Origin of the sequence: Virgibacillus sp. W0181 (genome assembly GCF_051846915.1) — a bacterium.
Taxonomy (GTDB): Bacteria; Bacillota; Bacilli; order Bacillales; family Amphibacillaceae; genus JBPYCR01.
The window spans coordinates 23,990-38,249 of record NZ_JBPYCR010000034.1; the positions used below are offsets into that span (position 1 = coordinate 23,990).

14 protein-coding genes are annotated in these 14,260 nt (G+C 38.4%); 4 read left to right on the top strand and 10 right to left on the bottom strand.

Features of this window, described 5'->3' with window-relative positions; translation table 11 throughout:
* Nucleotides 1–16 precede the first annotated feature (16 nt).
* From pfkA to dnaE, 5 genes are all read right to left on the bottom strand, one after another.
* Nucleotides 17–976: a 6-phosphofructokinase gene (gene pfkA, locus ACLIBG_RS12485; protein ID WP_439313096.1), complete on the bottom strand. Its 960-nt coding sequence runs from the start codon at nt 974–976 to the stop codon at nt 17–19.
* A gap of 215 nt (nt 977–1,191) precedes the next feature.
* Nucleotides 1,192–2,151: an acetyl-CoA carboxylase carboxyl transferase subunit alpha gene (gene accA / locus ACLIBG_RS12490; RefSeq protein WP_439313098.1), complete on the bottom strand. Its 960-nt coding sequence runs from the start codon at nt 2,149–2,151 to the stop codon at nt 1,192–1,194.
* Nucleotides 2,135–3,004 carry an acetyl-CoA carboxylase, carboxyltransferase subunit beta gene (gene accD, locus ACLIBG_RS12495; protein ID WP_439313099.1) on the bottom strand — a complete coding sequence of 290 codons (870 nt, stop codon included), beginning with the start codon at nt 3,002–3,004 and terminating at the stop codon, nt 2,135–2,137. The genes accA and accD overlap by 17 nt, the downstream gene beginning before the upstream one ends.
* Before the next feature lie 208 nt (nt 3,005–3,212).
* A complete protein-coding gene (locus ACLIBG_RS12500; RefSeq protein WP_439313100.1) occupies nt 3,213–4,442 on the bottom strand; it encodes an NAD(P)-dependent malic enzyme in 1,230 nt (409 codons plus the stop codon).
* A gap of 119 nt (nt 4,443–4,561) precedes the next feature.
* Nucleotides 4,562–7,921: a DNA polymerase III subunit alpha gene (gene dnaE / locus ACLIBG_RS12505; RefSeq protein WP_439313101.1), complete on the bottom strand. Its 3,360-nt coding sequence runs from the start codon at nt 7,919–7,921 to the stop codon at nt 4,562–4,564.
* Between the two features lie 305 nt (nt 7,922–8,226).
* Here dnaE and ACLIBG_RS12510 point away from each other — a divergent pair, with 305 nt between their 5' ends.
* The 3 genes from ACLIBG_RS12510 to ACLIBG_RS12520 all read left to right on the top strand — a co-directional run bounded on the left by ACLIBG_RS12510 (nt 8,227) and on the right by ACLIBG_RS12520 (nt 9,372).
* Nucleotides 8,227–8,559 (top strand): YtrH family sporulation protein, encoded by a 333-nt coding sequence (locus ACLIBG_RS12510; RefSeq protein ID WP_439313102.1) that lies wholly within the window; start codon nt 8,227–8,229, stop codon nt 8,557–8,559.
* Nucleotides 8,559–9,062, top strand: a complete 504-nt coding sequence (gene ytrI, locus ACLIBG_RS12515) for a sporulation membrane protein YtrI (RefSeq protein ID WP_439313103.1) — start codon at nt 8,559–8,561, stop codon at nt 9,060–9,062. The genes ACLIBG_RS12510 and ytrI overlap by 1 nt, the downstream gene beginning before the upstream one ends.
* A gap of 121 nt (nt 9,063–9,183) precedes the next feature.
* Nucleotides 9,184–9,372, top strand: a complete 189-nt coding sequence (locus tag ACLIBG_RS12520; RefSeq protein ID WP_439313104.1) for a hypothetical protein — start codon at nt 9,184–9,186, stop codon at nt 9,370–9,372.
* Between the two features lie 79 nt (nt 9,373–9,451).
* Here the strand turns inward: ACLIBG_RS12520 and ACLIBG_RS12525 are convergent, their stop codons facing one another.
* Nucleotides 9,452–10,396 (bottom strand): DHH family phosphoesterase, encoded by a 945-nt coding sequence (locus ACLIBG_RS12525; protein WP_439313105.1) that lies wholly within the window; start codon nt 10,394–10,396, stop codon nt 9,452–9,454.
* Between the two features lie 106 nt (nt 10,397–10,502).
* Here ACLIBG_RS12525 and ACLIBG_RS12530 point away from each other — a divergent pair, with 106 nt between their 5' ends.
* Nucleotides 10,503–10,799 carry a YtpI family protein gene (locus tag ACLIBG_RS12530; RefSeq protein ID WP_439313106.1) on the top strand — a complete coding sequence of 99 codons (297 nt, stop codon included), beginning with the start codon at nt 10,503–10,505 and terminating at the stop codon, nt 10,797–10,799.
* Here the strand turns inward: ACLIBG_RS12530 and ACLIBG_RS12535 are convergent, their stop codons facing one another.
* The 4 genes from ACLIBG_RS12535 to ACLIBG_RS12550 form a co-directional block, all read right to left on the bottom strand.
* Entirely contained in the window at nt 10,800–12,107 is a 1,308-nt protein-coding gene (locus ACLIBG_RS12535) for a DRTGG domain-containing protein (RefSeq protein WP_439313107.1), read from the bottom strand.
* 74 nt (nt 12,108–12,181) lie between these two features.
* The gene (locus ACLIBG_RS12540) at nt 12,182–12,409 is read right to left on the bottom strand and encodes a hypothetical protein (RefSeq protein ID WP_439313108.1); all 228 of its coding nucleotides are present in this window, start codon (nt 12,407–12,409) and stop codon (nt 12,182–12,184) included.
* 75 nt (nt 12,410–12,484) lie between these two features.
* Nucleotides 12,485–13,243: a prepilin peptidase gene (locus ACLIBG_RS12545; protein ID WP_439313109.1), complete on the bottom strand. Its 759-nt coding sequence runs from the start codon at nt 13,241–13,243 to the stop codon at nt 12,485–12,487.
* A 135-nt stretch (nt 13,244–13,378) separates the two neighbouring features.
* On the bottom strand, nt 13,379–14,059 hold the full coding sequence (locus ACLIBG_RS12550; protein WP_439313110.1) for a metal-dependent hydrolase: 681 nt from the start codon (nt 14,057–14,059) through the stop codon (nt 13,379–13,381).
* Nucleotides 14,060–14,260 lie beyond the last annotated feature (201 nt).

Here is a 14,260-nt window from a genome sequence, read left to right on the forward strand (position 1 = left end):
TATCTCCTTTTCAAATTTAAATCGATAACTCTTTCGATAACGTATACATCTCAGTATTAAACATCATTTCATTTGATAACGCCTCAGATATATGGTGGTTTACCAGTACATTATTTTGCAAGCCAACCATCCTACCATGCTTTCCTTCTAGTAGCGAGTCAACTGCTTTTGCACCTAAACGGCTTGCCAACACGCGGTCAGCAGCAGTTGGTGACCCACCTCTCTGTATATATCCGAGTACCGTAACCCGGGTTTCCATATTGGTCGCTTCCTGTATTCGTTTACCGTAATCAAATCCACTACCAACGCCTTCTGCCAATATAATAATACTATGTCTTTTTCCTCGTTCATGTCCACGTTTCAAACGGTCAATAACATCTTCAAATTTTTCCGTATATTCCGGGATTAAAATACTTTCGGCTCCATCGGCCAAGCCGGCCCATAACGCTAGGTCACCTGCATCCCTTCCCATTACTTCAATGATATATGTACGTTCATGGGATGTCGCTGTGTCCCGAATTTTATCTATCGCTTCAATAATTGTATTTAAAGCCGTATCAAATCCAATGGTAAAATCTGTTCCCGAAATATCATTATCAATAGTTGCCGGTATCCCGATGCATGGAAATTTTTTTTCAGTTAATTGTTGTGCACCGCGGATGCTGCCATCGCCACCAATAACAATTAAGCCATCTATTTCATGTCTTTTCAATTGTTTAATTGCTTTCCATTGCCCTTCGTCTGTTGTAAATTCATCACACCTGGCAGATAAAAGGACGGTTCCACCGCGATGAATAATATCCCCAACAGAACCAAGTTCCATTTCACCAATATTTCCATCAATAAGACCTTGATAACCATTGTATACGCCATATACTTGAACATTGTGGTAAATCGCTTTACGAACAACCGCTCGAATCGCGGCATTCATTCCCGGCGCATCCCCGCCACTTGTGAGTACAGCTATTTTTTTCATCTCTTCACCTCATTTACTGCAAACAATTCTTTTGTTTCAGGTAATCGAAAAAAAGCGTTAACAGAAAAAAAGATTCCTGTCTTACCGAGCACCGATTAAAATTATTACAAGATTAGAACATCTGTTTTTCGCCTATACTATTAGTTACTTCGTTCTTTTAATTTTATACGAATAATCAAAAGGCTGACAATCGTCAACCTTTATGATCCGCATCTTTATTCAGACTCTGCGTAGTCCCCTATCTGTTTGTACTTTTCCCATCTTTTTTCAAGCAATTCTTCTTCTGTATAACTTCCTAGCGTCTTTAACGATTGTTCCAAAACGAGGTCAATGTTTTCAGCTTGCTTTTCCATATTCCGGTGCGCTCCACCTTTTGGTTCAGGGATAATCGTATCAATTACGCCGAATTCCTGTAAGTCATAGGATGTAATTTTCATCGTTTCCGCTGCTTTTTGCGCTAAAGAAGCGTCTTTCCATAATAATGCAGCAGCTCCTTCGGGCGATATAACGGAATATGTAGAGTTTTCTAGCATGTGAATGTGATCGCCTACCCCAAGACCTAATGCTCCTCCACTACCGCCTTCTCCAATTACAATACATACTACCGGAACGGTTAGGCCAGCCATCTCGACCAAGTTTTTTGCAATTGCTTCACTTTGCCCACGCTCTTCCGCAGCCTTTCCGGGATAAGCACCTTTTGTATCAATGAAACTTACAATAGGACGATTAAATTTTTCTGCCTGTTTCATATGTCGTAATGCTTTTCTATACCCTTCTGGATGTGGCATACCAAAATTACGACGAATATTTTCTTTTGTCGCTTTTCCTCGTTGATGACCGATAACAGTAACCGGCTTAGTTTTATAAAAGGCAACTCCAGCAACAATGGCTTCATCGTCTCCGTAAAAGCGATCACCATGAAATTCAGTGAAATCAGTAAACAACCTTTCTACATAATCAAGTGTTGTTGGTCTTTCCTGATGTCTGGCCATTTGAACCCTGTTCCATGGTCTTAAATTTGAGTATATGTCATCTTCCAATGTGCTTAATCTTGTTTCCAGCGTTTTTATTTCTTCGGTTAAATCGATTTCACTATCTCTAGATATTTTTTTTAACTCTACAATTTTTTCTTTTAAGTTAACAATCGGTTTTTCGAACTCAAGAATTTGCTTCAAGAGGATTCCCTCCTTTTCCGTGTATCTTGAGCAGCGTAGTTAATAACTGCTTCATATCATGACGATGGACCACTTTATCAAGTTGTCCGTGCTTGAGTAGGAATTCAGCTGTCTGAAAATCATCCGGTAACTTTTCCCTGATCGTTTGTTCGATAATACGTCTACCGGCAAACCCTATCAATGCTTTTGGTTCCGCAAAATTATAGTCACCAACAGAGGCAAAGCTTGCGGAAACCCCACCTGTTGTAGGGTGGGTCATGACCGATATCATTAATCCTCCCGAATCGGAAAACCGTTTGATTGCAACGGATGTTTTAGACATCTGCATCAAGCTTAGCACACCTTCTTGCATTCGGGCTCCTCCTGATGCGGTGAATATGATAAACGGAACCCCTTCATCCTTTGCTTTTTCAATTGCTCTGGCAATTTTTTCACCGACAACCGAACCCATGCTTCCCATCCGAAAACTGGAGTCCATCACAGCAAATGCTGTTGGCTGTCCATCCATTAGCCCTTTTCCTGTAACAACTGCCTCTTCAAGTCCTGTTTTCCGTTTATCTTTTTCCAATTTTTCCAAGTAATCAGGAAAACCGAGCGGATTTTTTGATTTCAAATGGTTGTTCCACTCTTCGAATGATCCTTCATCAAATAAACTATTAATACGCTCCCATGCAGTTAATGGGTAATGATAATCGCAATTAGGGCAGACGTGAACGTTTTTCTCTACTTCTTTACGATAGTAAATTTGGTTACATTCCGCACATTTCTTCATTAGTCCTTCAGGTATATCTTGTTTAGACTGTTCATTTGGGATGGATGCAGATTTATTTTTTCGAAATATTTTTTTGAGCAAACGTAACTCCTCCTCTTCCAGAAAAACGACCAGGTCTTTCGCTTCTCTTATAGTTGGATCTATAAAATGGCTGCTGTACAAAAACACCACTAGGATGCACGATGAATTTGTTCCGCCCGCAGAGGCTCATCAATAAAATTAGTTGATTGAATTAAATGATATACAAAAGATTTACAATAAATAACTGCGTGAAGCTGTTCTATTTTCTTCAAATGTCAGTGAGCCTTCTCGTTTTTTCAGCAACTTCTTCCGGATCCACTTCAATGCGGGCAACACCGGATTCCATAGCAGCCTTTGCAACACTAGAAGCCACAATTGGAGCAACCCGAGAGTCAAACGGAGCTGGAATGACATAATCAGCGGTTAATTCACTATCGTCAATCAAAGAGGCAATCGCTTCTGCAGCTGCTACTTTCATCTTTTCATTGATTCTAGTAGCACGTACATCCAAAGCTCCTCTAAATATTCCTGGGAAAGCAAGTACATTGTTTACTTGATTAGGAAAATCCGATCTACCTGTACCAATAATTTTTGCTCCAGCTTCTTTGGCGACATCTGGTAAAATTTCCGGATCTGGATTGGCCATAGCAAAAATGATCGGATCGTCATTCATTTTTTGAACCATTTCTGAAGTAAGTAAACCTCCAACGGATACGCCTACGAAAACGTCTGCTCCTTCTAATACTTCTTCAAGAGAACCTTCTTTTTTATTTTTATTCGTTAGCTTTGCTACTTGTTCTTTTACTTCATTCATTCCATTTGGTCTTCCTTCATATATAGCTCCTCTGGAATCACACATTATTATTTCGCGAACGCCGAAGCTCAGTAATAATCGAATGATGGCAATGCCGGCTGCTCCTGCGCCATTGGCTACAACTCTTATGTCAGAGAACTCTTTACCAACTAGTTTAAGTGCATTAATTAATCCAGCTATAGTAACAATTGCCGTTCCGTGTTGATCATCATGAAAAATAGGAATATTTGTTTCTTTCTTTAATCGTTCTTCAATTTCGAAACAATTTGGTGCGGCAATATCTTCCAAGTTTACTCCACCAAATGTCGGCTCCATTAATTTTACCGTTTGCACAATTTCCTCTACATCATGCGTATTAAGACAAATCGGAAAAGAATCCACACCTGCAAAGCTTTTAAATAAGACAGATTTCCCTTCCATAACAGGTAGTGCTGCCTCTGGCCCAATGTTTCCCAAACCAAGCACTGCTGAACCATCACTGACAACAGCTACCATATTTCCTTTCATCGTATAATCATACACTCTTTCTTTCCGATCATAAATTTCCTTGCAAGGTTCCGCCACACCGGGAGAGTATGCCAAACTTAAATCTTTTGCGTTCCGTACAGGGACCTTAGGTTGTAATTGTAATTTTCCTTTATTAACTCTATGAATATGTAATGCTTCATCTCTTAAATTTGCCATGAACATACCGCTCCTTTATTTTAAATCTTTCGCTACAATCAGGTCCACTTTACAGATAAATCAGACCACTTAACTATTTAATTATAACAAATGGTTTTTTACTGTAAAGGTTTGTTCCCTTATTTTTCACTAGTTTTTAATACGACATTTTCATTACCAATATTCTCTTTTAATAATTTAAGGGCGCTATCATTGGCGTCAATTTGGAATCGACCTTCCAACTGGTACGTTTTATTGTATTCAGGTTGATGAACTATAATTGGTGTATCGCCCGGATGTTCTCTAGCTGCCATCTTAATAAGCTGTAAAATATGTTCACTATCCTGACCTGTTACCTTTATAAAAAGACGCTTTTCTACATGGGACGATAGAACAGATGGCTGAAACGGATTAATAGAATCAATCACCCATTGTATCCGCCCATTCCTTTCGTTTATTTTTCCGACAACTTCTGTCTCATTCCCTTCCTCTACTATGTGCATAGCGCTACGGTATACCTCAGGAAAGAGAACAGCTTCCATTTCATCTGTCTCATCACCTAATGTTAGAAAGGCCATGCGATCACCTCTTTTTGTTCGAATGGATTTAATTGCCTGAACAATAACAACGGTTTTAAGCCTTCTATTATTCTTCATTGTCTTTGCTTGTTGCAAAGTAGTATATCCCATTGTTTCAAGCTGTTTTCGGTATACTGCCAGCGGATGACTGGAAACATATATCCCAAGCAACTCTTTTTCATCTTGCAATTTTCGTGTTTGGTTGAAATCATCGATCTCTATATATGCTGGTTCAAACTCAAGCCCATTTTCAAATAAACTGCGCTGATCATTAAAATCCCCAAATAATTCACCTCGTTCCATCGCCTGATCGATGGATGCAAGCAAGCTCGCCCGATTTGCATACGTTTCATCGAACGCGCCTGCACGTACAAGCAATTCTATCGTAGTTCGGTTAACAATCGACGGTGATACGCGTGCGCAGAAGTCAAATAAATTTTTAAATAGTCCTTGTTTTCGTGCACGTACTATTTCCTTTATAACTTGATTACCTATTCCTTTTATTAAGGACAATCCAATCCGAACTGTATCGTTTTCTACAGAGAACTTTCCAAAACTATAATTAATTGATGGCGCTGCCACACGTATGTTTAACTTTTTCATTTCTTTTATATAAAGATGAATTTTTTCCTGTTGATTCACAACAGTACTTAAAAGTTCTCTGAAAAAATGAATAGGATAATGTGCCTTTAGATAAGCAAGCTGATAGGCGATTTTACTATATGATACAGCATGGCTGCGATTGAATCCATAATCCGAAAATTTCAAGATCCACGAAAAAATTTGTTCGGCTACTTCAAGCGAATAACCATTCGTTATACAACCGTCTATAAAAGCCCTTTGTTGCTGTTCCATAACATTTTTTTGTTTTTTGCTCACGGCACGACGAAGTATATCCGCCTGTCCATAAGAAAAGCCCGCAAATTTATTTGCAATAAGCATTATTTGTTCCTGATAAATAAGGACACCATAGGTCTGCTTTAATATTGGCTCCAAATCCGGATGCAAATACGTTAACGCTTCGCTTTTATTTTTTCTCTGAATGTACGTGGTGATAAACTCCATCGGACCAGGTCGATATAATGCATTGACCGCTACGAGGTCCTCGAATGAATCAGGACTTAGCCGTGTAAGCACCTCTTTCATTCCTTGCGACTCAAATTGAAAGATTCCGTTTGTGCTCCCTTCTTGTAACAGCATAAATGTTTTATCATCTTGTATCGGAATTGCCTCCAAATCAATTTTCGTCTCTGTTCTTTGCTTGATGGAGCGAACAATCTGTTCAATCATCGTTAAATTTCTCAAACCGAGCAAGTCAATCTTCAAAAGTCCAATCGCTTCTAAATCAGTCATGGAATATTGGGTTACATTTGTTTCATTTGACCCCGTCAAAATAGGTATATAATTTGTTAATCGCTTCTCTGTAATGACTACTCCTGCGGCATGTGTAGATATATGCCTTGGCAGTCCTTCTAGCGTTATCGCAATCATAAATAATGTTTTTAATTCATTTGATTGTTTAATGTACGTTTTTAATTCCTCTGATCCCTCTATGTATTCTTTCAATGATCTGTTGGCCTGAACAGGTATATGACTAAGAATAAAAGCCGCGTCCTGATCGTTAATATTCATCGTTTTAATTAACTCTCTAATGACTGAACGAGCTGCATATGTGCCAAAGGTTATGATTTGCGCTACATGTTCCGCTCCATATTTTTTCCGGACATATTGTATAACTTCATCGCGTCGGTAATCAGAAAAATCGATATCAATATCAGGCATTGATATTCGTTCCGGATTTAAAAACCGCTCAAACAGCAAACCGTACCTCAAAGGATCGACTTCCGTAATTCCGAGCACATATGCGACTAGCGAACCTGCAGCCGAACCTCTACCCGGACCAGTTAAAATCCCATTTTTTTTAGCGTAGGAAACAAAATCTGCAACAATTAAAAAGTAATCACTAAACCCCATTTGCTGAATTGTAATCAATTCATGCGCGAGTCGATCAGTTACTTCATCAGTTATCGGATCGAACTTCTCTTTAGCATTTTTCCAACATAGTTCTTCCAAATAAGAATCAGAACTTAAATCTTTTTCAACCGGAAAGGTCGGTAGCAACTGTTGGTCGAACTGAAGCTTAACATCACATTCTTCAACCAGTTCTTCTATTGTTTGAATGGCTTCCGGCCAATAATCAAACGTCTGTACCATTTCTTTCTCTGATCGCAGAAATCGATTATTAAAAGAATTGTCGACATTGTTGATTGACCATTGTTCGTTCCTTTGTATGGCTCTAATACAATCATATGCGACATTGTCCCGCTTTTCCAGATAACGTACATCATTAAGTGCAACAAATGGAACGTTGTATACGGATTGAAACGATTGAGATTTTTCGTTCAAATCACGTTCATCAGTCGAACCGTGATCGTAAACACCTAAATAAAAGTCGCCATTGGTAAGTGTTTTTTTCCAGTAATGATTGATATATGTAAAGGCTTGATCATATAGCTGTGCATCCAGCAACGTGTGAAGTTTATTGTTGGTGACAGGTATGATGCATTTAATATTCTCCATATATTGTTGCATTTCATTATAATGCATCTGTTTGTATTCCTTTTTCTGGATACAGGAGCTTATTTGCATAAGTTGTTTGTAGCCAGCATTATTTTTTGCAAGTAAAATACACGAAACCGTTTCTTCCTCAAGCTCAATTAAAACAGTCATCCCTATAATTGGTTTGATTCCGTTTTCTTGACACGATTTGTAAAACGAGATGGCTCCGTACATCACTTGTTCATCCGTAAGGGCAAGTGAACGAAAACCGAGCTCACTCGCTTTTCGAACGAGCTTGTGTACTGAAATCGTACTATTAAACAAACTGTAGCCGCTTCGAACTTGTAAATGTGTAAATGACATAAAGTCCCACCTTCATTCTATCTACTTTCTATTATAGCGAATCTATCTTTTATATGCATGCTTCCCATTCCGCTTAAAAATCATATCCTGTCCAATCTGTTCATAGAATATGAAAAGTTCACTTATCCGTACGTAATCATAATGGGGATAAGAAGGCGAATTTATCACTTTTTAATGTAGCGGCATAATAGTTGTAAACAAAATAAAACAGAAGGCCAAAAATCATGGCTTTTATGTTGAATAACCTTTTCAGGACGCAGATTCGTGCACTCCTAATATAACCTGTATAAAAAGGGGCGAAATACATGGAAGAACGATTTTTTTCATCTTTTATACACAGTTATTTCATTGCTTTTGGTGTCATTATTGGTGGTGCGATCATTGGCAGTATTGGTTCATTTGCAACCGGTGAAGCACCACTCACGGCAATGGTTCGCATTGCCAGAAATTTACAAATATGGGCTATCGTAGCTGCTATTGGAGGTACTTTTGATGCTATAGAAAACTTTCAGAAGGGATTACTGGATGGAACAACGTTTGATTTAGTTAAACAGATTTTGTTTATTTTGTCTGCTATGGGTGGCGTAAAAACAGCGGTTACAATTATTAGCTGGATCACACAGGAGGATATGAGCTAATGCATATTCCACCGTACTTTAAAAAGAAATCATGGCAGCATTTTTTTGTTGGTGTTTTATGTGGCAGTGTTTTATCCTATTTTGTCTTCATTTTAATGTACGGAGTCATGTATGAACAATTGCTTGCAGAAAAACTGGAACTTCAATCCGAACTGTCGGAACTTGAATCACAAAATGAAGCCTTGTTGGAAGATAATAAAGATTTGGACGAGAAATCAAAAAAGTCGATTGACGTTGAGACAATCGATATTCATTTCGCCAATGCAAAAGATTTGCGATTGGACCGATTAATTACACACCAGTTTGAAAGTATGATTAAAGAAGAGATCGATCATATCATCGGCCAGGATACTGAGGTGGTTTCGGAGAGTGATGAGCTACTAATTTCAACAATAGAAAACAAAGCATTCTCCATCGATGACTTCACATATTATTTTGAAGTTTGGAGACTGTCTATCTCTAAAAAAGTGAAAATAACATTGAAAGCAAAAATATCAAACTGACTGCGCTTTGTTAAGTAGTGAACATTTTGCGAATATTACCGCATATCTATAGCAACTTCTGCATCATTTTTATACAATATACATATACTACCGTTGAACTTATAAGAAAGGGTGATAGTATATGACGGTATTAGATAGAAGAGTTATGCGGGATGAAAAAATTACTCACTTGAAGCAAGGTCGCTCTGTATATGCAGAATCAAGCGAACTGATTCGATTGATTAAGCGTGGAATTGACAGGAATGCACTTGATGTGAAATTAGAATACACGAACGGAGGCTGCTGGTTCACACCAAATGAAAATGCATAGACAAGTAAAATAAGTAACGTGCTAATTTCCCTTTCCTGAAAATTAGCACGTAGTTATTTAAATACACCCTCTTTTATCCTTATTTATAACCTTGACATACACCATCTAACTCATCAATGAGCGTATCCGCCTGTTCCCATGTAGTAACAGAGGCACCTGCCGCGAGAGGATGTCCACCCCCATCGTATTTTCCGGCGATTTCATTAATAATTGGACCTTTGGAACGAAGCCGGACTCGGATTAATTCATCTTCTTCAATGAAAAATACCCATACTTTTATTCCCTCTATATCACCTAATACGCTGACAAGTTTTCCAGTCTCAGCCGGTGTGACACGATGCATTTGTAAAATTTCCTTTGTCAGTCTAATCGTACTGAGTCCCGAACCGGATAATTTGTAGTTTTGGAGAATATACCCTCGTAGTCTCGCTATCCGATCTGTAATCGTGTAGAGTCCATTGTATAATTGAACACGATCAAAAGTATAAGAGACAAGTTCTGCAGCATAACGGAATGTTTTGTTCGTCGTGCTAGGAAATAAAAATCTTCCCGTGTCTCCAACAATTCCTGCATAAATGAGACGTGCAGCTTCATCGTTCATATGAAGGCCCTCTTTTTGTCCGGTTAGATACAGTTCGTAGATCAGTTCACAGGTCGAACTTGCAGTTGTATCAATCCATAGTAAATCACCATACGCGTCATTATTCGGATGATGATCTATTTTCACTAATTTTTCAGCTAACTTATATCGATCATCTGAAATTCGGGCTGTGTTTGCTGTATCACAAACAATTACGAGTGCACCTTTATATAATTCATCTGTTATTTGGTCCATTTTTGCTAAAAAATCCAGAGCGGGATCTTCTTCTCCAACAACATATACGTCCTTATCAGGAAATGAATTTTTTATTATTTCCTTCAACCCTACCTGCGAACCGTAAGCATCTGCATCCGGACGAACGTGCCGATGGATAATGATTGTATGGTACCGTTTGATCTCTCGGATGACTTTTTCTATTATCATTTCTTCCGCTCCTATCTGCTATGAGATTTATTCTATTTCTGGCTAATTTTTTTAAAACAAGCTACAATGTAACAAGAAAAAAATTATTGTTATAGGGGTAGATTTAATGGTTATTTTCCCAATTATTATTGTGCTTTCGCTCGTACTATACGTGTATTATAAAGTTACTCTAATTAGAAGCAAAGATAGACTGGAGCAATCTTATTTAAATGCTAAGTCACGTATTTTTCTCGGTAGCTTTATCTTTTTTTTCGGTATTAACCAATATGTTTTTTATCAAACAAAGCTTGCTTTATTCATTACGATTATCTTTATATTTCTTGGCGGATTGCAGTTATATACTGGATGGAAAGAAGCCAGGCATTATCGCAGGCAGTGGAAGAGGAACAACTCCCGAGAATAGCTACTGATCCATTAACTGAGCCATCAGCATGCATTTACCGACGAGTTTCCGCTCCAGATAAATGTTAATGTTGATCTTTGCATAAACACGACCCGCATCCAGTAACTCGGGTTTAATCGTTATCTTGCTGTCAATTTGAACAGGTTCGATAAAATAAATATTTAAGCTTTCAACGACCATTTTACCTTTTTTCAAGTAGAGCAACAACCTGCTACTTACTTCGGCCACTAGTGATGTCAACACCCCATAAGACAACGTCCCAAGTTGATTTGTCATTTGGGGTGTAACTTCCATATGAAAAGCTGTCGGATTACCTTCCACCGTATGAATGCTTTTTGAGATCACATCTTCTATCGTCTCTCCGACTTGTGGCTGACGTTGCATCTGGTTCAGTGCTTTTAACACATCTTGCCTTGATACAACACCTTCCAACTCATTGGATTGATTTACAACCGGCACAACTTCTATCCCTTCCCAGACCATCATGTGGGCCACATAGGCTAAAGAAGTCTTTGCTTGGACAACTAATGGATTTTTTGTCATCACCTTGTCAATTTGCATCTGCTTATCTCTTTCAATAACATCCTTGGACGTGACCATGCCCATTACACGACTATTTTCATCAATGACTGGGAATCTGGCATGCTTCGTCAATTCATTTAGAACATACCAATCTTTTACTTTGTCGGTATTGTATAAATGATGCACTTCGTCATATGTAGTATAAATATCCCGCACGAGAATAATTTCTTTTTTGATCAATTGATCATAGATGGCCCGATTGATCATTGCGGCAACTGTAAATGTATCATAACTTGTTGATATGATAGGGAGTTGTTTATCATCTGCCAAGCGCTTTATATGGTCAAGCGTATCAAAACCGCCCGTAATTAATACAGCAGCACCTGCTTTTATAGCTAGTTCATGTGCCTTTACCCTGTTTCCGACAATGAGTAAAGAATCTGCTTCTGTATAGCGCATCATCGCTTCGAGCTGCATCGCACCAATGACAAACTTGTTCAGCGTTTTGTGCAAACCACTTTTACCACCTAGTACTTGTCCGTCAATAATATTAATCACTTCTGCAAACGTTAAACGTTTAAAATTCTCTTTTTCTTTACGCTCTATACGGATTGTACCTACACGTTCAATTGTACTGACCAACCCTTGGTTTTCTGCATCTTTAATTGCTCTGTACGCTGTTCCATCACTCACATTCAGTTCTTTCGCTATTTGCCGCACTGATATTTTATGTCCGACATTTAGCGACATAATGTGGCGAATAATTTGTTCGTGTTTTGTGCCCATTATTACTTTCACCGACCTTCAACTGTACTACTCTTTTTTTCCTACTGTTATTATACAGTTGATTGGTTAGAACCTCAATAATTATGTGACCTTTTTTGCTCTCTATTTTTCTGTTCCATAACTGGTGGAACAGTCATTTGAAAAAGGGTTGCTAAATTCGCGCCAACAACTAGTGTAAAGAATCCAAGCCATCCTCCCCAAAAAATACGTTCTACTTTAGTTACAGCTTCCGGTATATATGGCCAGGCAAAATAAAGAAAGAAACAAGCGAGTAATAAGCGTAAAACAGTATATTGATACATAGATCCGTCTCCTTTATTGTTTTGATTACTGTATATATATGTTTGTTAATAAAGAAGATGAGTCCCAGAAAAACTTCAGCTAAACATTTGCATATACCATGTAATGATCGCATCACCGTAAAAATACGATACGAACGCAGCAAATATAATATACGGCCCAAACGGAATCGGCTGTTTTCGTTCTATTTTTTCAAGTAGCAACAAACCAACTCCAATAATTGCTCCAACCATACAAGCGAATAAAAAGGTAAATAATACTTTACTGAAGCCTAAGACAATTCCAATCACACCAAATAACTTCATATCGCCTGCTCCCATACCACCTCGACTAAGAACAATAACTAGTGCAATTATTACAAATCCTGTAACTGCACCTAAAATTGAGGACCACCACGGATCCAATGGCTTTATATAGCGTAAAAGGATAAAGATAGGCAAAAAGAAGAGCAGCACTTTATTTGGAATAACCATATACGTGATGTCTGAAACGAATAAAATCATAAGCATCGAGACAAAAAACAAAACGATAATTAACTCCAAATTCAGGCCTATTTCTTGATAACTAAAAGCAAACAACATTCCGGTCGCACCCTCGATCAACGGATAAATAACGGAAATATTTTTATAGCATTTTCGGCAGCGGCCTCGTTGGACCAAATAGGAAAGTACTGGGATTAGTTCAAACCATGAGAGTTGTTTTTTGCAGGCCGGGCACACCGAGCGATCCGTTGTAAATGTTTCTCCTTGTGGCAAGCGTAATCCAACAACATTAAAAAAAGACCCTAATGTTATTCCTGCAACAAAAAAAAGTATAGTAACAATGATTTCATTCATTTATTTTCTCCTTGGTGATCATTTGATAATTGATAAAAATTAGTTTCCATGTGGATTTTGTGGGTAGAGATTGCTGAATGAAGAGAAGAAGAGGAAGAATAAAGCGGGAAAAGATACCCGCTTCTTATATGGCAATCAAAGGTTAATCGATTCTCCTGCTTTTAATGCTTTACCTTCTCCGGTGCGTACGTTTTGAGCAAATGTATCGCCGTCTTGTTCAATCACCGGAAACGTATTGTAATGAACAGGAATGACTGTTTTTGCATTAATCCAGTCCGCTGCGATTAATGCTTCGTCAGGACCCATCGTAAAGTTGTCTCCGATTGGAATAAATGCGACATCAATGCTGTTCATTTCGCCTATTAATTTTAAATCGGAAAACAAGGCTGTGTCGCCAACATGATAAATCGTTTTATTGTCAATGGTGAGTAAAATTCCTGCCGGCATGCCTGTATAAATAAATGTACCGTCTGCTTCCTCGTAAGATGAACTGTGATATGCTCGCGTATACTTTACACGACCAAAGTCGAAATCATATGCCCCGCCAATATTCATCCCATGCGCATTTAAACCTTTTTGTGTTAAATATACAGCCAATTCATTGATGGCAACTATTTGCGCGCCAGTGCGCTGCGCAATTTCGATCGTATCGCCTACATGATCATTATGTCCGTGTGTCAACAAAATGACATCTGCATCAACCGTATTTGCATCTAAATCACATAAATCATTTCCATTAATGAATGGGTCAATTAAAATGGTATGATTGTTAGCCTTTACACGTACAACGGAATGGCCATGATACGAAACTTGCATGTTATCTCTCCTTTTCCATCATTCATATTTTACTTATCATTTTAACATATTCGTCATTATTTCTAAAAATCCTTTAAGAAAAGCGCAAGCGCCCTGCCTAGAAACGTAGCGACTGCGCCAGCTCAAAGCTGGTGGTTCGATGTCGCCACGCAAAGTGGCGGTTTTAATCGAACATTCCCATATACCCTAAGATAAAGGAAT

Excerpts from the sequence above, each read along its gene's own strand:
- pfkA (WP_439313096.1), bottom strand. The coding sequence starts at position 976 with ATGAAAAAAATAGCTGTACTCACAAGTGGCGGGGATGCGCCGGGAATG.
- ACLIBG_RS12500 (WP_439313100.1), bottom strand. The coding sequence starts at position 4,442 with ATGGCAAATTTAAGAGATGAAGCATTACATATTCATAGAGTTAATAAA.
- dnaE (WP_439313101.1), bottom strand. The coding sequence starts at position 7,921 with ATGTCATTTACACATTTACAAGTTCGAAGCGGCTACAGTTTGTTTAAT.
- ACLIBG_RS12510 (WP_439313102.1), top strand. The coding sequence starts at position 8,227 with ATGGAAGAACGATTTTTTTCATCTTTTATACACAGTTATTTCATTGCT.
- ytrI (WP_439313103.1), top strand. The coding sequence starts at position 8,559 with ATGCATATTCCACCGTACTTTAAAAAGAAATCATGGCAGCATTTTTTT.
- ACLIBG_RS12520 (WP_439313104.1), top strand. The coding sequence starts at position 9,184 with ATGACGGTATTAGATAGAAGAGTTATGCGGGATGAAAAAATTACTCAC.
- ACLIBG_RS12525 (WP_439313105.1), bottom strand. The coding sequence starts at position 10,396 with ATGATAATAGAAAAAGTCATCCGAGAGATCAAACGGTACCATACAATC.
- ACLIBG_RS12530 (WP_439313106.1), top strand. The coding sequence starts at position 10,503 with ATGGTTATTTTCCCAATTATTATTGTGCTTTCGCTCGTACTATACGTG.
- ACLIBG_RS12535 (WP_439313107.1), bottom strand. The coding sequence starts at position 12,107 with ATGGGCACAAAACACGAACAAATTATTCGCCACATTATGTCGCTAAAT.
- ACLIBG_RS12540 (WP_439313108.1), bottom strand. The coding sequence starts at position 12,409 with ATGTATCAATATACTGTTTTACGCTTATTACTCGCTTGTTTCTTTCTT.
- ACLIBG_RS12545 (WP_439313109.1), bottom strand. The coding sequence starts at position 13,243 with ATGAATGAAATCATTGTTACTATACTTTTTTTTGTTGCAGGAATAACA.
- ACLIBG_RS12550 (WP_439313110.1), bottom strand. The coding sequence starts at position 14,059 with ATGCAAGTTTCGTATCATGGCCATTCCGTTGTACGTGTAAAGGCTAAC.